Source organism: Bradyrhizobium sp. ISRA464, assembly GCF_029910095.1.
GTDB lineage: Bacteria > Pseudomonadota > Alphaproteobacteria > Rhizobiales > Xanthobacteraceae > Bradyrhizobium.
The window spans coordinates 6,700,246-6,720,789 of sequence record NZ_CP094526.1 but is presented as its reverse complement, the minus strand read 5'-3'; the positions used below and the strand labels follow the sequence as shown (position 1 = coordinate 6,720,789).

Annotated in this window: 19 protein-coding genes and 3 pseudogenes; 15 read left to right on the top strand and 7 right to left on the bottom strand. The window is 60.0% G+C overall.

Annotated elements, in window-relative coordinates:
- Positions 1-67 precede the first annotated feature (67 nt).
- Both MTX19_RS31290 and MTX19_RS31285 read left to right on the top strand, forming a co-directional pair.
- Complete coding sequence (locus MTX19_RS31290) at positions 68-1,618, top strand: hypothetical protein (RefSeq protein WP_280980723.1); 1,551 nt, start codon at positions 68-70, stop codon at positions 1,616-1,618.
- Entirely contained in the window at positions 1,615-2,517 is a 903-nt protein-coding gene (locus MTX19_RS31285) for a hypothetical protein (RefSeq protein WP_280985634.1), read from the top strand. Before MTX19_RS31290 ends, MTX19_RS31285 begins: the two co-directional genes overlap by 4 nt.
- A 446-nt stretch (positions 2,518-2,963) precedes the next feature.
- Here MTX19_RS31285 and MTX19_RS31280 read toward each other — a convergent pair whose 3' ends face one another.
- Entirely contained in the window at positions 2,964-3,302 is a 339-nt protein-coding gene (locus MTX19_RS31280) for a hypothetical protein (protein WP_280980722.1), read from the bottom strand.
- 393 nt (positions 3,303-3,695) lie between these two features.
- Between MTX19_RS31280 and MTX19_RS31275 the strand changes: the two genes are divergently transcribed.
- Entirely contained in the window at positions 3,696-5,384 is a 1,689-nt protein-coding gene (locus MTX19_RS31275; protein WP_280980721.1) for an outer membrane beta-barrel protein, read from the top strand.
- A gap of 267 nt (positions 5,385-5,651) precedes the next feature.
- On the opposite strand, the gene MTX19_RS39375 is transcribed toward MTX19_RS31275, so the two are convergent.
- Positions 5,652-6,044, bottom strand: a complete 393-nt coding sequence (locus tag MTX19_RS39375) for a hypothetical protein (RefSeq protein ID WP_348638370.1) — start codon at positions 6,042-6,044, stop codon at positions 5,652-5,654.
- Between MTX19_RS39375 and MTX19_RS31265 the strand changes: the two genes are divergently transcribed.
- Genes MTX19_RS31265 through MTX19_RS31255 form a run of 3 tightly spaced genes read left to right on the top strand, consistent with a single transcriptional unit; the run spans position 6,018 to position 9,850 of the window.
- Complete coding sequence (locus tag MTX19_RS31265; RefSeq protein ID WP_280980720.1) at positions 6,018-6,884, top strand: xanthine dehydrogenase family protein subunit M; 867 nt, start codon at positions 6,018-6,020, stop codon at positions 6,882-6,884. The two genes, MTX19_RS39375 and MTX19_RS31265, sit on opposite strands and share 27 nt — an antisense overlap.
- Before the next feature lie 12 nt (positions 6,885-6,896).
- Positions 6,897-7,391, top strand: coding sequence for a (2Fe-2S)-binding protein (locus tag MTX19_RS31260; protein ID WP_280980719.1), 495 nt, complete (start codon positions 6,897-6,899; stop codon positions 7,389-7,391).
- Positions 7,388-9,850: a xanthine dehydrogenase family protein molybdopterin-binding subunit gene (locus tag MTX19_RS31255; RefSeq protein WP_280980718.1), complete on the top strand. Its 2,463-nt coding sequence runs from the start codon at positions 7,388-7,390 to the stop codon at positions 9,848-9,850. Before MTX19_RS31260 ends, MTX19_RS31255 begins: the two co-directional genes overlap by 4 nt.
- Before the next feature lie 488 nt (positions 9,851-10,338).
- Here the strand turns inward: MTX19_RS31255 and MTX19_RS31250 are convergent, their stop codons facing one another.
- Entirely contained in the window at positions 10,339-10,617 is a 279-nt protein-coding gene (locus tag MTX19_RS31250) for an HU family DNA-binding protein (protein WP_280980717.1), read from the bottom strand.
- Between the two features lie 653 nt (positions 10,618-11,270).
- On the opposite strand from MTX19_RS31250, the gene MTX19_RS31245 reads away from it, so the two are divergent.
- The 3 genes and pseudogenes from MTX19_RS31245 to MTX19_RS31235 form a co-directional block, all read left to right on the top strand.
- Complete coding sequence (locus tag MTX19_RS31245) at positions 11,271-11,558, top strand: hypothetical protein (protein ID WP_280980716.1); 288 nt, start codon at positions 11,271-11,273, stop codon at positions 11,556-11,558.
- A 69-nt stretch (positions 11,559-11,627) separates the two neighbouring features.
- Entirely contained in the window at positions 11,628-11,795 is a 168-nt protein-coding gene (locus MTX19_RS31240; protein WP_280985633.1) for a hypothetical protein, read from the top strand.
- Between the two features lie 224 nt (positions 11,796-12,019).
- Positions 12,020-12,211, top strand: a pseudogene (locus MTX19_RS31235) (transposase domain-containing protein); the annotation flags it as partial.
- Positions 12,212-12,514: 303 nt separating this feature from the next.
- On the opposite strand, the gene MTX19_RS31230 reads toward MTX19_RS31235, so the two are convergent.
- Positions 12,515-13,330: a YopT-type cysteine protease domain-containing protein gene (locus MTX19_RS31230; RefSeq protein WP_280980715.1), complete on the bottom strand. Its 816-nt coding sequence runs from the start codon at positions 13,328-13,330 to the stop codon at positions 12,515-12,517.
- A gap of 404 nt (positions 13,331-13,734) precedes the next feature.
- Positions 13,735-13,920, bottom strand: a complete 186-nt coding sequence (locus MTX19_RS31225; RefSeq protein WP_280980714.1) for a hypothetical protein — start codon at positions 13,918-13,920, stop codon at positions 13,735-13,737.
- A gap of 308 nt (positions 13,921-14,228) precedes the next feature.
- On the opposite strand from MTX19_RS31225, the gene MTX19_RS31220 reads away from it, so the two are divergent.
- Complete coding sequence (locus tag MTX19_RS31220) at positions 14,229-15,317, top strand: IS630 family transposase (protein WP_280980713.1); 1,089 nt, start codon at positions 14,229-14,231, stop codon at positions 15,315-15,317.
- Positions 15,318-15,382: 65 nt separating this feature from the next.
- On the opposite strand, the pseudogene MTX19_RS31215 reads toward MTX19_RS31220, so the two are convergent.
- Both MTX19_RS31215 and MTX19_RS31210 read right to left on the bottom strand, forming a co-directional pair.
- A pseudogene (locus MTX19_RS31215) lies at positions 15,383-15,593 on the bottom strand (ATP-binding cassette domain-containing protein); the annotation flags it as partial.
- Between the two features lie 495 nt (positions 15,594-16,088).
- Complete coding sequence (locus MTX19_RS31210) at positions 16,089-16,691, bottom strand: transposase (RefSeq protein WP_348638369.1); 603 nt, start codon at positions 16,689-16,691, stop codon at positions 16,089-16,091.
- Positions 16,692-16,782: 91 nt separating this feature from the next.
- Between MTX19_RS31210 and MTX19_RS31205 the strand changes: the two are divergent.
- The 5 genes and pseudogenes from MTX19_RS31205 to MTX19_RS31185 form a co-directional block, all read left to right on the top strand.
- A pseudogene (locus tag MTX19_RS31205) lies at positions 16,783-16,924 on the top strand (IS5/IS1182 family transposase); the annotation flags it as partial.
- Positions 16,925-17,524: 600 nt separating this feature from the next.
- Positions 17,525-17,848 carry a helix-turn-helix domain-containing protein gene (locus MTX19_RS31200; protein ID WP_280980712.1) on the top strand — a complete coding sequence of 108 codons (324 nt, stop codon included), beginning with the start codon at positions 17,525-17,527 and terminating at the stop codon, positions 17,846-17,848.
- Positions 17,823-19,100: a HipA domain-containing protein gene (locus MTX19_RS31195; RefSeq protein WP_280980711.1), complete on the top strand. Its 1,278-nt coding sequence runs from the start codon at positions 17,823-17,825 to the stop codon at positions 19,098-19,100. Before MTX19_RS31200 ends, MTX19_RS31195 begins: the two co-directional genes overlap by 26 nt.
- A gap of 369 nt (positions 19,101-19,469) precedes the next feature.
- Entirely contained in the window at positions 19,470-19,814 is a 345-nt protein-coding gene (locus MTX19_RS31190) for a hypothetical protein (RefSeq protein WP_348638227.1), read from the top strand.
- A 432-nt stretch (positions 19,815-20,246) separates the two neighbouring features.
- Positions 20,247-20,513, top strand: a complete 267-nt coding sequence (locus tag MTX19_RS31185; RefSeq protein ID WP_280980709.1) for a hypothetical protein — start codon at positions 20,247-20,249, stop codon at positions 20,511-20,513.
- Positions 20,514-20,544 lie beyond the last annotated feature (31 nt).

Below are 20,544 nucleotides of genomic sequence, written 5' to 3'. Positions count from 1 at the left end.
CTACGGCGACATGCGCGGCGTCTGCCCGATCGGTTCTCGTCAACCGTCTGCAGAAAGAACATCCCGCGTGAATGCGCTGTCCGAACAGATTCTTTCCGAATTGCGACGCCTGCTGAGCGAGATGAGTGATGGCGGCAGCGTCGGTCCATCCGTCTACGATACGGCGCGAGCGCTGCAGTTCCACGGCAACGTCACCGGTCGGCAGGACGCATACGCGTGGCTCATCGCGCAGCAACAGGCCGATGGCGGATGGGGAAGCGCCGACTTTCCGCTGTTCCGCCATGCGCCCACGTGGGCGGCGTTGCTGGCATTGCAACGTGCCGATCCTCTTCCCGGCGCCGCCGACGCGGTTAAGGCTGCAACCCGGTTCCTCCAGTGCCAGCCCGATCCCTACGCGCATGCGGTGCCGGAAGATGCGCCGATCGGCGCGGAGCTGATCCTGCCGCAGGTTTGCGGCGAGGCCGCATCCTTGCTGGGCGGCCAGGCGTTCCCACGCCACCCGGCGCTGTTGCCGTTGCGGCAAGCGCGCCTGGTCAAGCTGAGAGCGGTGGCGACGTTGCCGAGCGGCCATCCGTCGCTGCACTCCTGGGAAGCATGGGGAACGTCGCCGAGCACCGCATGCCCGGATGACGACGGCAGCATCGGCATCAGTCCGGCGGCCACCGCCGCGTGGCGTGCGCGCGCCGTGACACAGGGGAGCACGCCGCAGATCGGGCGCGCCGACGCGTATCTGCAGGCGGCATCGCGGGCGACGCGCAGCGGCATCGAAGGTGTCGTTCCCAACGTCTGGCCAATCAATGTGTTCGAGCCGTGCTGGTCGCTGTACACCCTGCATCTGGCCGGGCTGTTCGGGCATCCCGCGCTCGCCGAGGCGGTGCGCGTCATCGTCGCCCAGCTCGGCGCCCGCCTGGGCGTGCGCGGTCTGGGCCCGGCCTTGCACTTCGCGGCCGATGCGGACGACACCGCCGTTGCGTTGTGCGTCCTGCGCCTTGCAGGCCGCGACCCGGCGGTTGATGCGTTGCGCCGTTTCGAAATCGGCGAGCTGTTCGTCACCTTTCCCGGCGAGCGCAATGCGTCGGTGTCGACCAACATCCATGCCCTGCATGCGTTGCGACTGTTGGGAAAACCCGCCGGGGGCACCAGCGCCTACGTCGAGGCCAGTCGCAACCCGCACGGTCTATGGGACAACGAAAAATGGCACGTTTCGTGGCTGTATCCCACAGCGCATGCGGTCGCTGCGCTGGCGCAAGGCAAGCCCCAGTGGCGCGACGAGCGTGCGCTGGCGACGCTGCTGCAGGCCCAGCGCGACGATGGCGGCTGGGGCGCCGGTCGCGCGGCCACATTCGAGGAAACCGCCTATGCGCTGTTCGCGTTGAACGTGATGGACGGCAGCGAAGAGCCGACAGGGCGCCGGCGCATCGCGCAGGCGGTGGCGCGTGCGCTGGAGTGGATGCTCGCCCGCCACGCGGCGCATGCATTGCCGCGGACGCCGCTGTGGATCGGCAAGGAACTGTATTGCCCCACCCGGGTCGTGCGCGTGGCCGAACTCGCCGGGTTGTGGCTGGCGCTTCGTTGGGGGCGGCGCGTCCTGGCCGAGGGAGCAGGAGCGGCGCCATGATGAAGACCGAACGCGCCCTGCAGCAGGTGCTGGAGTGGGGGCATTCCCTGACCGGGTTTGCCGACGAGCATGCGGTGGAAGCGGTCAGGGGCGGCCAGTACATCCTGCAGCGCATCCACCCGAGCCTGCGCGAGACCAGCGCCCGCACTGGCCGCGATCCACAGGACGAAACCCTGATCGTGGCGTTCTATCGCGAACTGGCGCTGCTGTTCTGGCTTGACGATTGCAATGACCTCGGCCTGGTCGCGCCGGAGCAGCTCGCCGCGGTGGAGCAGGCGCTGGGGCAAGGCGAGCCGTGCGCGCTCCCCGGATTCGAGGGCTGTGCTGTGCTGCGCGCTTCGCTGGCCGCGCTCGCCTACGATCGTCGCGACTATGCTCAGCTTCTCGACGATACCCGCTCCTACTGCGCGGCGCTGCGCGCCGGACGCGCGCAGGCGGCAGGGCCAGAACGCTGGTCCTACGCCGAGTACCTCTACAACGGCATTGATTCGATCGCCTACGCGAACGTGCTCTGTTGCCTGTCGTTGCTGTGGGGGCTGGACATGGCGACCTTGCGCGCGCGTCCGGCGTTTCGCCAGGTCCTGCGGCTCATCTGCGCGATAGGGCGCCTGCAGAACGATCTGCATGGATGCGACAAGGACAAGTCGGCCGGCGAGGCTGACAACGCGGCGATCCTGCTCCTGCAGCGCTATCCGGCTATGCCTGTGGTGGAGTTCCTCAACGACGAGCTGGCCGGCCATACGCGCATGCTGCACCGGGTGATGGCGGAAGAACGCTTTCCCGCGCCGTGGGGACCGTTGATCAAGGCCATGGCGGCGATCCGCGCGCAATACTACCAGACCTCGACCGGCCGCTACCGCAGCGACGCTGCGGGGGAAGGCCAGCGTGCGCCGGCCTGAACACACGGGAGGTAGCGGCGTGCGTCCGCTGCCGTCCGTCCGATCCCGACGCAACGCCGTCGCCCGATGCGGACGGCTCCTCTCGTTGTGGCGTTCAGCGAGGACCACGTTACGGCACTTCGATGCCGGGGAGCAGGGGCCGTCCATCCCATCATCTTCATCGGCTGTGGCGCGTCGTCGCCGAAGCCGGCCGCCGCAGCTTAGAGGATTGCATCATCAAGGCGAGGCTTTGGGATCGATCTCCTGCGCTGAATGTGCAGGCTTCGAGGGCCTGCTCGACCAGCCGGTGTATCGCTTCGAACCGGGATGGAAGTGCCTCATCACACCGATCCCTGGCGCATTACCAGACCGTCGAGAACGTTCGCCGAGCCCTGCAGGACAAGCATCGCAATCGACAAGATAGCAAACGGGAAGCAGAGCAGTGCGGCTTGCCACCACTTCCAATGTCAGCCGCGATACGCCCCATAGAATGAAACAGCTGCCGCTACGATCGAGCCGAGCGGTGCTAAGGCGAGCATCACGAAGCTGATCAGGTCGACCACGAACCCGAAGCCGAGCCAAAGCTCAACTCCCTCGAGATATGCGGCAAGCTGCACAATTCCGAGGATGAAGTAGGCGATTGGAAGAATCGGCATATGCAACTCCTTTCGAAGCAAGACCCTTGGCTGGTTGCGGAAGAAAACCATCACATGTATCTCAAGCTCATGATCGACGGCATGCCGAGCCGGCCATTCAGTGCGATGACGATAAGGGCGCAACAGTGAAGCGGCGATTCGCTTCCTCATAAAATAGCTTTCTTATCACGTTAACTCGAAACCAGTTGGTCGATACCACGCTTTGCAGCGCGACCACTCCACGAAATATGAATGTTGCGCATTGGGCCTGCCTCGCACATTCAACACGCGATGGAGAGATTGTCGCGCGCTTCGATTGTCAGACTCTAGACCATTGTCAGCAAGTTGACGCGACACACTCTCACGAAACGCCGGCACAACATACGAATTTGGCTCGGCACGGGGCTTGCTTCGTTCAGGGCATCATCACCAGTCGCACTACGGTGATCTTCGAGGCCGACTTGGCGCGCGCAGCGGCGAGTGTCTGGTCTGCCCCAACGATTTGCCGTGCGGCGAGAACTTAAGGAGTCGAATTATGGACCGGGAAGTGCAGGGCAACCTTTGATGCGATCGACAATTATTTTTTGTGGTGCGACAACAATTGCGCTCGTCGCAAGCAGCGCAGCCAAGGCGGCGGACCTTGAGCCACAACTTAAACTGCCAAGGGCGGTGTGGGACTGGTCTGGCGGCTATATTGGCGGACACGTCGGCGGTGGGTACGGCCGAACCTCCTTCAGTAGTCCGTACGGTCCATCAATCTATGGCGGCATCGTCGATACCCCGGCGTTCCTTGCAGGTGGCCAGGTCGGCTACAACTGGCAGAACAACAGCTGGGTGTTTGGCATCGAGCTGGATGCCAGCGGCGCTGTCTCCGATGGCACAAATACATGCCTTGCCTCTTCGGGCTTCGTCGTGAGCGCAAACTGCAAAGCAGGTCCGAGCCTCTTTGCCACCGGGACCGGCCGCGTCGGTTACGCCTTTGGCACGCTCGGGCACACGCTGGCCTATCTCAAGGCAGGCTTGGCTTGGCAAAACAATCGGGGCGACGTCGTCAACAACGCTGAAGGCGGCCGCTTTCCACAGGGGAAAACCCATTTCGACGATGGTCGTGTCGGTAGCGTCATCGGGCTGGGCGTCGAGCAAGCCCTCACGCCTGCATGGTCGGTGAACGTTGAGTATGACTATCTGCATTTCGGCGGGCCAGCTGTCGCGACCGCCGCGACAGTCCAGTTCCCGTCTGCAATTCTGCCGCCGAACACCACCAATCTGTCCAGCAACTATCACATCGGAAAGATTGGCCTGAACTACCATTTTGACGCCGACCCAAAAGCGACAGAATGGTCCAATGCGCCGCCGTACGCGAAGTCAGCCAGCAGCGCACCACCCATTCCCTACGCGTCCGGCTGGTCATTCGAAGGCGGCTCGCGGCTCTGGCTGAGCCGAGGACGATTCCAGTGGGACCACAGCGGAGTGCGCTATGGCCGGCCGTATGAGCCCAGCATGCTCATATCGAGGCTCACTTATCACGGACTGGACGGACTTTCGGGAGAGTTATTTGGCCGCCTTGATAGCCCTTGGGGAGTGTTCCTGAAGAGCAATGTTGGCCTCGGGCAGTTCAACAAAGGAAACATGAATGATGAAGATTGGGGCGGCTCATATGTCAATACGTTATCAGGGCAAGCAAATGGAAGGTTCACATACTACACGGCCGATGTCGGTTACGATTTCCTGCGCGGTAGCGACTACAAGGTCGGCGGATTTATAGGCTGGACCTATTACGGCCAGAGCTCGGACTCGATTGGATGCGTGCAAGTGGCTAACCCGCTGCATCGATGTTTAGCGCCGGGTGACAGCCGGGTCATCGGCGGCGAGGATACTCAATGGAATGCGCCCCGGATCGGCCTGAGCGCCGAAACCATGCTGACCGAGCGCTGGCGCTTGAGCGCTGATATCGCTTATCTGCCCTGGACCGATTTCAAGGGACGTGACTATCATCTCTTGCGCGACGAGACCACCTTTGATGAGCAACACGGCAATGGTGGCGGCGGAGTCCAGGTTGAAGGCGTGTTGTCCTACTTCCTCACAAAGAACATCAGCGTCGGCGTCGGGGGGCGCTATTGGGCCATGTGGACCAAAAAACGGGGCGACTCTCTGTGCAGCAGCCACGGCTGCGTGGGTGAACCGTCCGTATTTGGGAAGTACAGCATGGAGCGCTGGGGCACGTTCTTTCAGGCCTCCTATAAGTTCGATTGAAGGGCCCGACCAGCCAAGCTCCAGGCTTCCTCTCGAGCCATCCAAAGCCGGTTCGTGGGCATCGACGTCGGCGCCAAAATCGGGCGCCGACGCCGTGGGTAATGACGGAATCGAGCAGAGCTCAGCTTGCATGCAAAGAATGAGTACCAGTCGGTGCGAGCCCCACATGCCTCTCGACTCCCTTCCGGCCCCCAAAGCGTCCGTGCCGACACGGTTGCACTCACCACCCGCCCATCCTTGGGGAATTTCGAACCTCGTCGAGCGCTTCTATAAGCACGCGACCAGTGTGTCAGCGCTTTCACTTCGCTCTCGAACGATAGTTTTAATGCAAGTGTCCTCAAGTGGAGGAGCCGCCGCAACGTTTTGGGTTGGCTTGGAAGCGAGCAGCCGCTTTATGAACCACTCGTATTTATCAACGGCTTCTCGCATTTCAGCTTGATACTTGTAGTTCTGATAAATACCGACAATGCCACTGCGCTCGTCGACCTTCATGAAAGGGCCGTCGCCCGTCGTAATGTTGATCAAGGTGCTTTGCGTGATGGGCGACAGGAAGCGGGCGAAACCCTCCGGCGGTTGGTTCGGACTCTTGAGGATGAGCAAGTGGTCAATAAATAGATCGCCGGGAGGATCCGAATGAAGCCGTCGCCCTTCGAATACCATCGTGCCAGTTCGATCGAGGATGCGATCGCGGCGCTTGCGAGGCATGGAGAGGGAGCGCTGCTGCTGGCCGGCGGACAAAGTCTGATTCCGATGATGAACTTGGGGCTGGCGACGCCGGATCTGCTCGTTGACGTCGGGAATCTCTCCGATCTGAGGTATGTCCGGGTCCAAGATGGGAGTCTTCGGATCGGCGCGCTGGCGACCCACAGTGCCATCATGGGGGCGGGCCCCTCAGCATTGGCTTGCCCGATGCTCATCGTCGCCTATCAGAGCGTGGCACACCACACGATCCGCAATCGCGGGACACTTGGTGGCAACATTTGCCACGCAGATCCCGCGTCCGAAATGCCGCTGGTCCTCATGCTTCTTGACGCCTCGATGGTCATCCGAGGTGCGCGTGGCGAACGCGTTGTGGCGGCTGACAATTTCTTCATCGACGCCTTCGAAACGCAAGTGGGACCTGCTGAGATGCTGACCGAGATCCGCATTCCGGCTCAGGCCGCAGGCGAAGGCTATGCATTCGAAGAGATGTCACAGCGCAAGGGCGATTTCGCCATTGTCTCCGCTGGCTGCAGGCTGTCGATGCGCGAGGGGCGGATGATGAATGTACATTTCGGTCTTACTGGTGCCGGAGACCGAAAGCGGCGAATGTCGGTGGTGGAGGCGAGGTTGGAAGGTGCCGTTCCAGACGATCGAGTTCTGACCGATGCGGCGGAGCTTGCGGTCGTGAATGCTGATCCAAGCGACGACATTCATGCCGACGTGGCATACAAGCTTGACCTTGTGCGGGCCTTGTCGCGTCGCGTGCTGACATCCGCAGTCCAAATGGCCGCGAAGTAGGGAGTGGCCGCGATGACGACACAGAGGGTGGACCTAACGATCAATGGCGCGACCTATTCCGGTCAGGTTGAGCCCCGCATGCTTCTGTCGGATTTCATCCGGCAAGTGGCTCGGCTTACCGGCACCCATGTAGGATGCGAACATGGCGTATGTGGCGTCTGCACGGTTCAAATCGACGGCATGACGGCACGATCCTGTTTGACCTTCGCAATACAAGCAGAGGGGCATGATATTCGCACGGTGGAGGCCCTCGGCAAACAAGGCGCGCTTCATCCGATCCAGCAAGCATTCTGGGAAAAACATGGCTTGCAGTGCGGCTATTGTACTCCCGGCATGCTGATGCGAGCCGAGGAGTTTCTGGCCAGTAATCCGAATCCTGGACGGGAAGACATCATCGAAGGGATTAGTGGCAATCTTTGCCGTTGCACCGGCTACCAGACGATCGTGGACGCGATTGAGCATGCGGCGACACTTTCCGAAATCGCAAAAGGCGGAGGCGTGAGATGAATGACCGGGCCACGCGTATCCCCGTTAGCCGCCAGCGCGAAAGGCCGGGCCAGAAGACAAAGTGGATCGGTACCGACATGAAGCGCGTCGAAGACCCGCGCCTTCTGGCCGGACGGGGCCGCTATGCTGATGATGTGCGCCTGCCTGGCATGCTGCATGCGGCCGCTCTGCCCAGCCCTCACGCCCACGCCCGGATCATATCGATTGATGCGTCCGCGGCACGTGCATTGCCGGGTGTCCATGCGGTGATGACAGGCGAGGAGGTGGCGAGATCGACGGGGCCGTTGCCCTGTTTTTCAAACCCGCCTGTGGAACAACGCTGTGTTGCGACCGACCGTGTCCGTCATGTCGGGGAGCCGGTGGCGATCATCGCGGCTGACAGTCGTTATATCGCCGAGGATGCGGCACGTCTGATCGAAGTCGAGTACGAGCCGCTGCCACCGATGAACGATCCGCGCAAGGCGATGCACGTGACGGGGGAGGGCGTTCTGCATCCTGCGCGTGGCGACACCAACGTCGCAATCCACCGCAAGTTCTCTTTCGGAAATGTTGCTGGCGACTTCGCCCGCGCCAAGCGGGTTGTCAAACGTTCGCTCCGCTGGTCCCGGTCGGGTGCTCAGCCGTTGGAGACCTGCGGCGCCGTCAGCGAGCTCGACAGCGCGACGGGTAAGTTCACCATTCACGTCAACAGTTCGATGTACAATTATGTAGGATGGCTTCTGGCGGTCACGCTGGGTGTGCCGGCCCACAAGCTCAACATCGTGCCCACAATCGCTGGCGGCAGCTTCGGCTCAAAGCTTTTCCTTCACAAGGTGCCGGTGATCTCGGCGGTTCTGGCTCGCGAAACGGGGCGACCGGTGAAATACATTGAGGACCGCGCCGACAACATCCTGGCTTGCGACCATCACGGCTCGGACCGCTTCTATGATTGCGAACTGGCGCTCGATCACGACGACATGATGATCTCGATGCGCTGCAAGGTCATTGACGACTACGGCGCCTACTTCCAGTTCGGTATCGGGCACCACGGCAACGCATTGTCGCAGATCACCGGTCCTTATCAGATCGGCAGTGTCGAGGCCGACATCACCGCCGTCATGACGAACAAATGCCAGCAGGGCGCGTATCGCGGTTTCGGCTCGGAAGTGTCGAACTATGTCATGGAGAGAATGGTCGACGCGGCGTGTGCCGAGTTTGACCTCGATCCGGTGGAGTTCCGGCGCAGGAATTTCATCAAGCCCGAGCAGTTTCCCTATTTCATCCCCACCGGTAATCTCTATGACAGTGGCAATTATCCCGCCGTGCTCGAGAGGGCGCTGCAGATGCTCGACTATGATGGCTGGCGGAAGAAGCAGGAACAGGCTCGCAAGGAGGGGCGCTACATTGGAATCGGACTTGCGACCTGCCAGGAGCGATCGGTTTTTTCGGCAACCGAATTCTGGATGCTGAACCACGAGGCCGGTTTTGCGCTGACCTCATCGCCCGAGGGCGTCAAGGTCAAGATCGATCCGACCGGCAATGCCGTAATCACCCTTCAGGCTCCCTTCTGGGGCAACAGTCCGGAAACCATGGCGACCATGCTCTTGGCCGAGCATCTGACCATGGATCCTGCAAATATCTCGGTCACCTACGCTGATACCGATAGCGGCATCGCCGGCACCGGGCCAGGGGGAAGTCGCTTCACAGTGATGGTGGCCGGGGCAATCGTCTCTGCCTCTCAAGTGATCAGGAAGAAGTTGTTCTTCCTCGCCGCTCACCTGCTGGACGCCGACCCTTCCGACTTGGAATTGTTCGACGGAAAGATCAGGGTCAACGGGCGGCAAGGCGTTGAAAAGTCCATCGCCGATCTTGCAATGATGGCGCATTTCTTTCGCCTCTCGTTTCCAGAGACGCCGGAATTCGACACTGGACTGGATGCTTCCTGCACCTATGACCATCCGCTGACCACCATGCCGTCGGAGGACCGCAAGGATCTGGGCATCTTCTATCCCATCATGGGCCATATGTGTCACATGCCGGTCGTGGAAGTTGATGTTGACACCGGCAAGGTCAAGTTTCTCGACTACGTTGCGGTGCATGACTGCGGCACGATCGTGAACCCGATGACACTCGCAGGTCATGTTCGGGGCGGTACGGCGCAGGGGATCGGTACAGCGATCTATGAAGAGTACAAGTACGCCGAGGATGGCCAGTTCCTGAACGCAAACTTCGCCGACTATATCCTGCCCAGTATCCACGAAGTGCCTTCGAACATCCGGGTTGGCCACGTGGTAACGCCATCCCCCTTTACCGAGTATGGGATCAAAGGCGGTGGCGAGGGTGGCAGGATGGGCGCCCCGGCCGCCATTGCCAGCGCAATAGAGGACGCGTTGAAGCCATTCGGAGTTAAAGCCGATTTCTTGCCGCTGACGCCGGCGAAGCTGCGTGGCCTAATTCGTCAGTCGACGGTGAACCGGTAGCGTCTCAAGGGAATTTGGCGGGCGATTGGTAGATCGCCCACAAGAGACAGATTTACGGGGCCGCCAAAAGCGCTGCTAAACCAACTACGCTGCCCTTCGATAGGAAAAAGCGGCTTCCAAATTGGTGGGGTTCGCGATGCACTGGACCAGTGACTCGAACCCCTGACGTTTTGGATGCGCCAGTCTTCCGATCGTGATCAGCTCTCCCGGTTGGTTTCCTGCTTTTAAAGCCATTGACCTGTAATTGACCTTGCCGCGAGGCGAGGCCTTCTTTCCTTTTAGTGGGAGAGGCCCTCATGACCGTCGACACCATCGAGGAATTGCGCGCCGAACTGCGGGAATCCCTGTTCACGCCCGGGGGGAGCGCCAAGTGCTCGGAGCCGAGCTGGCCGGCCTCATCCGCCAAGGCAACGAAGCACTTAGGGTCGAGGAGCGAGCGTAGCCTTCCTCATCTGGCGATTTACGGCAGGGCCGTGCAACGGCTCCGCTCATCCGTTGAGAACGTCCTTGATGGCTTTGGCTGGTGTAAAAGTCAGCTTCTTCGAAGCTGCGATGGCGATCGCTGCGCCGGTCGACGGATTACGACCCTCGCGGGCAGGCGTGTCCTTGACCTTAAACTTACCAAAGCCGGAGATGCTTGTCTCGGCCCCGCTCACGGCTGCATCGGCGATCGCCTTGAACACGCCGTCGACGATGGCCTTCGCCTGCGTCTTTGTCAGGCTGTTCTCGGCGGCGATCTTTTCGGCGATTTCATTCGCGGTGGTCATGGAACGGGCTCCATCTTGCTGTGATTTTCTCCCGTCTGACATGAAAAGCGCCGGACGGGTAGGCCGATATCGCAGGCAGAGCCACAATCCCCGGAAAACTGACGAAGCCTTAGACTTTCTCCTCAGCGGAGCTGGATCCGCGCCTGCGCTTGGTGCGCTCCAGCCGCCCGAATGCTTCGCGCTTTGTCGCGCGGTCCTCGAAGGTTCGCATCATGACGGCCACTGTGCCATTCGGCCCCAGTTGCGGATCAGCGCGACCCGCCGAACAGGGTCGGCTGCATCGAAAGTAAGAAAAACTGCCGCGTATTGCGGGTGGCACGATGCGGCGAAGACGAAGCGCTGGCGTGAGGTTCGCCATGCGTGGATTCTCGCTGCTTGCTGAAGCGAGGTCCAATGCCTTCTATGAATCGATCAGTGCCAAACAATCGCTCGATACATCAGTTGCACCACGGATGCGCGATGCCTCCAATCCGCAACGCCTCCTTCCACGAGAATCTCCACATTCGAGCCTTACTGCCTCAGCTACAATCTCGCAAGCTTCACGAATGGGAATTTCGCTTAGAGCACATTTTCGGATAGCGGGCTCACACTATCCGGATGCTCACGGCCTTCTTCAGACTTGTTGTGTTCGCGACGAGTCGCGTCCGCGACACATGCTTCCAGCCGTCTGCCGCAATTTCACGCAGACCTTTGAACAACACGCGCCCTGCTGCCTCCCTGAACGTCTGGCACGAAATTTGAAGCCCGTGGGCTGGCGGCAACAGTTGCTGACCCGTCGTACTGTCGAAAGGAAAAGCATGAATCTGGCAGCTTACGAAGTAACCGAACTGACCTTCGAAGAGGCGTGTGCTGCTGCGGGCGGGCATTGTGACTTGCCGCCGCCCGATTGTGGGGGCGAAGACCCCTTCGATCCCTTCGACCCCATTGATCCGTGCTTCTGAGGGTGTCGCCCACAAGCAGCCAATCTTTGTCTAAGCAACTTGTGTGAAAAGTAGCTGGTGAGCCGGCCAGTGGCCAAGCTGCAGGCCGGCTCGCCTCTGCCCTTTGCAATTCTGTCGAACGAGACGCTTTCGCGCCATAGCTATGGCGCGAATATTGCCGTCGGCTTGCGTGGCTCGGAGTCCGTTGCTCTGCGGCAGGACACAATGCTGGCGGCTGGCGATCTCAGAGACCGTTAACCTCTCTGGGGGCCGCAGGAGCTGCCGACCTGCATGACCGATCGTTCCGCAATTCGAGAGGGGCTAACAATGAAGCTCGATATGCCATCTTACAATCTGGCTGGAACTAACCGCTCACGAAGCAGCCGCGACCTCGGGAGGATGGCTTCTCGCTCACGGCACTCGAGTTGCGAGGATGTGGTGGCGCCTGTGGCAGGCACGGTGATCGAGATTGCCATTGGCGAGGTGACCGTGCCGCCATCATGCTGACGATGATCACGACCCGTCGCCTCAATGACGTCGATCCCAAGGCCTGGCTCGCCGACGTGCTCGCCCGTATCGCGGATCTTCCCGCGTCACGTCTGCACGAATTGCTGCCCTGGGAATGGAAGCTCTTGCGTCAAGCCGACAAGCCCGCCGGTCAACAGGCCGCCTGACCTTCACTCAACGCCATCATAGAGCTCGCCGCGCCCGCGCGCGTGCGTCAATCACGCGGTCTTCGTCGCATGCGTACAGAGCAACTGCAGGCGGTCAACGAAACAGAATTGCAATTTGTACCGGCCGTCATGGATCGCGAGGGCCGGCACCCCCGCTTTCGATGCCGGCACACTCGCCAGCCGGCATGCAGCCGGCTGTCCGCTGCAGATTTGGCGCCGACGCCACAACCGAACGCGAGCGACGGCCGGCGCATCCGCGCCTTCGCACGAGGCGTCAATCACCAGCGGCCTGAAAGGCCCAACTCACTGCATCCTTTGCGTCGTGATTGTCGATAAATGCTGCCCGTTGGGATTCCTGTAACGATTGGCGAGGCTTTGTAATAACGAAGCCATCTCGTCCGGATCTGATCGAACAGTAAATTCTCCATAGTTAGGATCGAAAAGTGTGGTCCTTCCATTCGAGGCCGACGTCGCCACTGTGTGTGCGCCGCCTTCGGCGAAATACAAGCTGAGCAAATGATTTGATCCATCTTCGTTGATTTCGTTCACCATCCGCTTGATGTTCGAAGACTTGCCGAATACGAATCTCTTCTCTTCTCCAGCCGGTTCCAAGCCTGCGTCCTCCAACATGGTATTTTGTGCCTGAAGGTCGGCCTGAGAAGATCCTGCTCCCCTCCTCCGCAACAAATCCTTGAGAGTTTGATATTGCTGCTGCCGTTCAGCCGCTGAGGCATGCGTTCCCGATCCGGGTGTGAGCGCACTCATTCGGGTAGATGGGCTGTTGTTAAGATGGCGGAACCATTCCGCAGTCAGCCCAACGCAGATGCCGTCCACATTCGCATCACGCAGGCCGGCCGTTCTGTACTCGAACAAGGAGGTGGCCGAACTCTCTGAAGAGGATGTACTGGGGTCGGAGGCGCTAGAAGTGTGAACGTTTGCATCCGAGGTATGTGGCTTGCTGCAGCAGGCTCCCATCTTGTCAGGCAATTCCCCCGGTTGTGAGCTCCACTGAGGCGCGAGATCTGCAACTATCTTCGTAAATCTGCCGCTATCCACCGACTGGCTCGGTTCGTCAGCTTGTCTAACGCGTGTGGATAAGCCACTGATTCGATCATACATGACGATTCACCTTTCTGTGCTGCGCTAGTATCTACGCATCAATTCGGGCTGCTTAGGCCCTGCTGCGAGGATACCCAGACAAGCTGATGGCGAGCTGACGGGCAGCTGTCGTCCGGCTTGAAAAACGTTCCTTTGTCGGACTTCTGACAATGTCTGATGTGGCGCGGCGGAGTGCTGTGCCAGCTCCTCCCGCGCGCAGGCTGCCAGATTCCGTTACGTCACCGACAGGCTATCGCTGCGATGCTTTCGCGGCATGCCGCCGGGGACTGGACGGGGACGCCATGGCGATCCCGAACAAGCTGGTGCGAGCAGTCGGACTTCAGTCGGCACTGGGTTGCTCGCAGGGGGGACTTTCTTACCATCTTACGGCTTTCGCCGCCAATGCCGTCGCGCGTTGGCGAGACTCATGATCGCTGGATACCGGCGAGACGAACGCTCGCCGGGGTTATATCCGTTCGATCATCGATGCAGTCGATGGCGATGCCATCAGGATCATCGGCAGCAAGGATGTCCCGCAAGCAGCCATCACCGGCGGACAGACCGAGAATGAAAATGTTCGCGGTTTTGTACGCAAATGGCGCGCCCGACACGATACGTGACCTTCACCTTCTGAGGGGCACTCAAACTCAGGCGGAAAAGCGCAGCGCCTCCCAAAGGCGCTGCGGCTTCTATGCAAAGGCAAAGATAAGTCTGCTCATTATCCACGCTTTAGCCCTCCAGCGACCCAATGAAAGTAACCCGCTAGGCTTCTGTTGCGACATCGTCATACCAGTTTTGCCGGTGCTCGCTGTCCTTGCCGTATCCTTGCTCCTCGGTTGGCGCTAGTGTCCCGAATCTGAAGTTCAGCGGACTCCAAATCGACTCGAAGATAGCAGACTGTCCTGATGGTTTGAGGAGGATGGTTATGGGTCGACGCTTTGCTCCGCTGGAATTGACTGAGGTTGAATGCGCTGAGTTGACGTCGCTGGCCTCGCGCCGAAGCACGGCGCAGGGCTTGGCGCAGCGAGCCCGGATCATCCTGGCCAGTGCCGACGGCGAGCAGAGCAAGATCGTGGCGGCTCGCCTGGGTATTGATCCCGATACGGTCGGCAAGTGGCGCCGGCGCTTCGCCGAGCATCGGCTTGAAGGTCTTCGGGATGGGCCGCGATCAGGGACGCCGCGCACGATCGAAGATGCCCGGATCGAGGCGGTGATCGTCCGCACCCTTGAGACGAAGCCGCCCAACGCCACCCACTGGAGCTCGCGCAGCATGGCGCGGGCCAGTGGACTGTCAGTCTCGACGGTCCAGCGGATATGGCGCGCCTTCGGCTTACAGCCGCATCGGTTGGAGACCTTCAAGCTTTCAACCGATCCCGACTTCGTCGCCAAGGTTCGCGACGTCGTCGGTCTCTACGTGGCCCCGCCCGAGCGGGCCATCGTGCTGTGTGTCGACGAGAAGTCACAGATCCAGGCACTGGATCGCAGCCAACCCACGTTCCCGATGCGACCTGGTCAGGCGGAACGCCGCAGTCACGATTACAAGCGCCATGGCACGACATCGCTATTTGCCGCCCTCGACATCGCAACCGGCCGGGTCATCGGCAAGTGTTACGGGCGCCATCGCGCCACAGAGTTCCGCAAGTTTCTCGATGAGATCGAGGCCGCCGTTCCAGACGATCTGGACGTTCATCTCGTCATGGACAATTACGCAACCCACAAGACGCCGCTGATCCGCAACTGGCTGGCCAAGAGGCCGCGCTGGCACGTCCATCTGACGCCCACCAGTTCATCCTGGCTCAATCAGGTCGAACGTTTCTTTGCCCTCATCACCGAGCGCAAAATCAGGCGCGGCATCTATCGCAGTGTGGCGGCGCTACGTGCCGAGATCACGGCCTTCATCGAACATCACAACGCCGACCCAAGACCATTCCGATGGACCAGATCAGCCGACGACATTCTCAGCTCCATCGAACGCTTCTGCGCTTACAATGCGCCAGCCAAAGCCTAAAATGCCATGAACTTCTGGTTCAGGACACTAGGTGCTTTCAAGATCCTCAACGCCGGCCCGTTGGAGCCACCGCTCTGAAACACGTAGCCCATGCGCCGGCGCGAGCGAACCGGATCGACGTTACGGACGTCCTTGCCTTCCAGCATGACGCGGCCGCTGCGGATCGAGCAGGCGGTTGACGAGCCACAGCAACGTGGATTTGCCGGAGCCGGATGCGCCGACGATCCCCAGGAATTCCGCCGCTGCAACATCGAGCCGAACATCGTCGACGGCCACGCCTCGTTCGGCGTCATGACAGTTGGTAAAGCTCTTCCCGACATTGGCGCAAGCGGTCAGGGTGCGAGTGCTATGGTTGGACTGGACCACTGCGCTAGTGTCGCAAATCCAAAGCTCGCTTCATTCTGCGGGAAGCACCCTCGCGACTCTACGCGGATTTGGGACCCGCTGAGCGGACGTACAGCCCTGGACGTATCCAGGGCGCGATTATGGCTCGCCATCGAGGCAATAGAAGGCTGCGGCTTCACAGTCATGGCGCGCCAGTTGCTCCGCTCGCCAACTTTTGTAGCTGAGGATAGCGATTGCGATGGAGGCAAGGACCGCTCCGCCGACAATCTTGGTTGTGTCCGCGCCTCTGAACGAAATTAGCGGCCAAAGCGACGGCCAGGGCGGACTCCAAGAGATAAATACCGCGAGATTCGAACATCCTAGCCATGCTTTTCTCGAGTGCTTTTGATCCAGAAAATTGAGCCATGGAGAACCGCTAGAGTCGACCTACGGCCCGGGCCATGGCAGAGAACTCAGCGTCAAAGGTGGCGATGCGCCGGTCCAGTTCCTTCCCAGCGTATGTGCATATCTCCGAGCAGGAACGTCATGCGCCGGCTCAACATACCGGAGCCGCAATCCAGCAGTCCGCCGAGCAAGGTGGCGTAGTCGAGCGTGGCCCTGCGCCACGATGTGCCTACGCTCTAGCAGAAGGTTCCTGATCTGGTTCGTCAATGACGTGCGTTCGGCGATCAGGCGGTCGCGCGCCCGATGCAGCGTCTGAACGTCAAGCTGCTCCTCGAGTTCAACAAAGCGCACGATGGGGCGGGTCGCAGCTTCAGCGATAGCCTCGGCTTCGCGATGGTCGTTCTTCTGGGCCTTGACGTAAGGGCGCACATACTCCGGCGACAGCAGCCGAACCTTGTGCCCAACGCCGCCAGCCACCGCCCCGTATGATGGGCGCCGCAGCACGCTTCGATCGGCATTGTGCAGGCGCCAGCTTGCGGCGAACGCGATCACCCCGTCGCGACGCATCCGCCGTCGCACAACGATCGTCCCGCGCTCGTCCAATCCGACGACACTGCAGCTGTGCTTTGCCCAGGTCGATGCCAAGGATCAATACGGTCCGCTCCTTCCATTTCTGAAAACCGACATCCTATACCGACGTCGGCGGGAGGGGCGGGGCATCCATAAAGGGGTGCGTGACCAGGCTCTGGGGCGTTCCAGAGGCGGATTAACCACCAAGATCCACATGCCCGCCGACGCGCGGGCGGCCACTCAGGGTGATAATCACCCCCGGTCAGCAGTGCGACATCACCACAGCACCCGAACTCCTCGAGGGCGTCGTGGCCCATCATGTCCTCGCCGACACGACCAATGCCAGCAACGACTTGCGTGCATTCATCAAGGAGATGAATGAGAGCTAACCCACTGCCCCTCAGGAGAGTTTTGTTAAATATTCGGATTATCGGAGGTCGCCCGCCTTCGAGCGACCAGATTTGCCGGGTCGTCACTGCAACGGAACGGTCGATGTCTCGATCAAGATCGATCCCACCTTCACGGACTGCTTAGCTTAGGCGGTTCGCCAGCTTTCTCCCTGTGCAACGCCTGGAAGACGACCGCGATTTCCGTTGTTGAGGTCTCCGGAATTCGAGATTCCCCGTCCTCGAGCACAACCGCCCCCATGTTCGGCAATGATCGGAGCGGGGGGCGTCCGTGCTGTCGAGGACCTCTTGATGGCCGTTTTAGTAAGGTGGAGGAGCAGCCGCAGATTCGATGGCTCTCCTGGCCCCTGGGGGGGCCGAAGAGGAGGGGCACTCTAAAAGATGCGTTTGCGGGCCATTTTATCACATAATGATACGCTAACAGATCGTGACATTGACAATGTAAGCGGAGTTTGATACCTTTACGTTTCTTCATGGCGCTAGAAGATACGAAAACAGATCATGGGGCGGAACTCAGAAGCAACCAAACAACTAGGACGGCTCCTCCGGGACGCAAGAAAGCAAGCGGGCCTGACCCAAGGGCGGGTGGCCGAACGCGCGGGCATTTCTCGACCGCGATACCGCGATATTGAGTTGGGCGACGCCGCTGCACGGGCGACCACGCTGATTAACGTCGCGCGCGCGCTCGGCATGGAGCTGATGCTGATCCCACAGGCGATGGTGCCCGGCGTCAATGCACTTCTTCGTCCATCCGAAGACGAAGATCGGCCGGCATTCACGACCGACATGGATGATGATGATGAGCACCCGGGTCCGCGCCCCTAACACCATTCAGTCGCTGGATGTGTTCCTTCAACAACTCAAGGTTGGAACGCTCGTGCGCACGCCGGGCGATTTCAATGCCTTCAGTCTCGATCCGACCTATCGAGCTATGGCGCGGCCCCCGATATTGAGTCTCTCGTTCCGCTCCGCTGATGGTGGCCTTCGCAAAGATCCGAAGCCCGCAGCACACATACTGCCGGCATTCTTCGCGAACATGCTGCCCGAGGATAAGCTTCGCGAGGCGATGGAAAAGCACCACGCGGGCGCAGTGAGGCGAGGAAACGATTTCGACCTCCTGGCGGCGCTTGGCGAGGACCTGCCAGGCGCGGTGCGTGTCGTGCCGAGCGACGGCAGCACAACGATAGCGGTTCAAGAAAACCCACATGAGATCAAAGCTCGGTTCTCCTTAGCGGGAGTTCAGATGAAGCTTTCTGTGATGAAAAACACGGGCAAGGGTGGCGGACTGACTTTGCCTATCGGCGACGAGCAAGGTCAGTACATCGCAAAATTCCCTTCGGCCAACCTTATCGGATTGTCGGAAAACGAGTTCGCCATTTTGGCGCTGTCCGAAATCCTCGGAATGGATGTGCCGGAACGCGAGCTTGTCGAAAAATCCGATTTCGAGGGAATTCCCGAAGAATTCAATACTCTGTCGACCGGCAAGGTGTTGCTGGTGAAGCGTTTCGACCGTGAGCCGAAAGGCACCCGAATCCACATCGAAGACTTCGCTCAAATCTTTGGCCGCCAGCCATCTAAAAAATACGATGACGCATCATACCACGACATCGCCTCCGTGCTGAACGTGGCGGTTTCGACCGACGCCGCACTCGAGTTCGTTCGCCGACTGACCCTTGCCGCGCTCGTCGGCAATGGCGACATGCACTTGAAGAACTGGTCCACAATATACCCAGGTGATGGTTGCACTCCGGCCATCGCCCCAGTGTACGACGTCCTATCAACCACCGCTTATTTTCCGAAGGACGATATGGCGCTCTCTTTGGGAGGAGAGAAATCTTTCAAAGCGCTTACTCCGGACCGCTGGCGCAAGTTCGCCAATCGCGCCCGGCTACCTGAACCGGCGGTCATCTCGGCCGTCGAGGAGGTCGTATCGTTGGTGAACGACCATTGGTGGCAGCTCCCAGAGCGGGATGTCGTTCCGGCCGCCCTTCTCAAATTGATCGACGCTAAAATCGAAGAAATGAGCCCGATTCTAGATCCCGTCCACTTTCCAAGGCCTTCCCTACCTACCCCCTAAGCTTGGCGTTCCTCGGCTCTAGTCCGCGGGCTCGCCGATTGCGCTTCTGAACGCTTTGTGTACGTCGCGTCGGCCCGGCGGATTCTGTTGTAGTCGTCTCCGCCGGTTTGCATCTTTCACCTCGTTCTCTGAAGTCGGCGACCGCGGCGGTCGTATAAAAGGTGCCTTCTGTCGCCATCGTGAAAGGCAATCGCGATTGCCCCCAAGATATTCGTCCCGCTAGCTTCGGTATGCTTGTGTTTTGGAGTGATCCTAGTCACTCCGGCAAAGGCGCAAACTATCTGGACCTGGACCACCAACCAATAAGCTCAACATTGAGCGTCAACAGCTTTGACCGGGATATAGGCGCGATCTCCGTCACTTGCACGAATGACCTGCCACTGCGTAGTCCCACCAATGCCGATCCTAAAGACGCGCTTCGGTGTTCCGATCTGGCCAGCCGGCGTCGTCGGACCTTTGGCGCACCACGATACAGTCGCGGCCGCCGCTATTGCAGGGACGAAAAGGATTGCAGCTCTCGGCATCGATATTGAGCCTAATGAACCTCTACCGGAGAACCAGATCGAATTGATCGCCACCCGCACGTTTTCGCTCGAGCTACTTATTTCCAAGGATGTAACCGGGTTGGCGTATTCACGGCCGAGTGAAGTCGACGGGGCCGACTACCCAATTCACCCTCCGAGGGCTGAGATCGTTAAAGCGAATCGAAGATGACCAAGTGGTCTTTGTTTTTGGCGGTCAGCCCTTCAGCTTTGAACCCGCAGTTGCTGACGTGGCGGCAATGTCGATCAAGTCGCCGCGATTGGTGGTGGCCTTGACAAAGAGGAAGACTGCCCGCGCAGCTGCAAAACTCTGACAAGTTTGAGGCTCGTAGCATCGCTGTTCTAAGTTGACTCGAGTGCATCCGGCCCCGCAAGTTCCCAACTTCGAGGAATTGACCGCGGCCGTCAGCTTTTGGTCAGGGAATGGGGTTAGTCAGGCGCTGCCCGAAAGGTGCCTGGGCAGCCGCACGAAGTTCCTTCACCGGCCATGCTCGATCAGGTGAAAGGGCAATGTCGTAGCGTTTGACGAACGCGTATCGCACCTCGCGCGCCACGTTTGATCGGCAACGCGTTGATAGACCAATCACATATCTAGGGTGTCCAAATGCCGCATGAATATCGCAGCCTTAGTGTTATCGTTCGGTCCCCGTCGGGCGCGAAGGGCGATACCGGCGAGATAGCGGAAGGACAATACAAGGTCGAGGATGGATACGTACTGCTTAACAAGTTCAAAGATAGTGGCGTTGCGTATCAGGCCGCCCTTGGCGACGACGATGATCCCACCGCGGTGGCGAAACGGCTCTTGAAATCCTGGTGGCAGGCGCAGGACGTTTCGGGCGGGAGCCTGCAGCCGCCTAAGCGGATTGCTTGAGCCTATCTTGGCGCGCTCCGGACCGGCATGC

Bases quoted from the DNA above. Each gene is read 5' to 3' on its own strand.
- MTX19_RS31280 (WP_280980722.1), bottom strand. From the start codon at position 3,302: ATGAGGAAGCGAATCGCCGCTTCACTGTTGCGCCCTTATCGTCATCGC.
- MTX19_RS31245 (WP_280980716.1), top strand. From the start codon at position 11,271: ATGCTTCCAGCCGTCTGCCGCAATTTCACGCAGACCTTTGAACAACAC.
- MTX19_RS31195 (WP_280980711.1), top strand. From the start codon at position 17,823: ATGAGCACCCGGGTCCGCGCCCCTAACACCATTCAGTCGCTGGATGTG.
- MTX19_RS31220 (WP_280980713.1), top strand. From the start codon at position 14,229: ATGGTTATGGGTCGACGCTTTGCTCCGCTGGAATTGACTGAGGTTGAA.
- MTX19_RS31275 (WP_280980721.1), top strand. From the start codon at position 3,696: ATGCGATCGACAATTATTTTTTGTGGTGCGACAACAATTGCGCTCGTC.
- MTX19_RS31285 (WP_280985634.1), top strand. From the start codon at position 1,615: ATGATGAAGACCGAACGCGCCCTGCAGCAGGTGCTGGAGTGGGGGCAT.
- MTX19_RS31260 (WP_280980719.1), top strand. From the start codon at position 6,897: ATGACGACACAGAGGGTGGACCTAACGATCAATGGCGCGACCTATTCC.
- MTX19_RS31200 (WP_280980712.1), top strand. From the start codon at position 17,525: ATGGGGCGGAACTCAGAAGCAACCAAACAACTAGGACGGCTCCTCCGG.
- MTX19_RS31265 (WP_280980720.1), top strand. From the start codon at position 6,018: ATGAAGCCGTCGCCCTTCGAATACCATCGTGCCAGTTCGATCGAGGAT.
- MTX19_RS31185 (WP_280980709.1), top strand. From the start codon at position 20,247: ATGCCGCATGAATATCGCAGCCTTAGTGTTATCGTTCGGTCCCCGTCG.
- MTX19_RS39375 (WP_348638370.1), bottom strand. From the start codon at position 6,044: ATGGTATTCGAAGGGCGACGGCTTCATTCGGATCCTCCCGGCGATCTA.
- MTX19_RS31230 (WP_280980715.1), bottom strand. From the start codon at position 13,330: ATGTATGATCGAATCAGTGGCTTATCCACACGCGTTAGACAAGCTGAC.
- MTX19_RS31250 (WP_280980717.1), bottom strand. From the start codon at position 10,617: ATGACCACCGCGAATGAAATCGCCGAAAAGATCGCCGCCGAGAACAGC.
- MTX19_RS31255 (WP_280980718.1), top strand. From the start codon at position 7,388: ATGAATGACCGGGCCACGCGTATCCCCGTTAGCCGCCAGCGCGAAAGG.
- MTX19_RS31190 (WP_348638227.1), top strand. From the start codon at position 19,470: ATGACCTGCCACTGCGTAGTCCCACCAATGCCGATCCTAAAGACGCGC.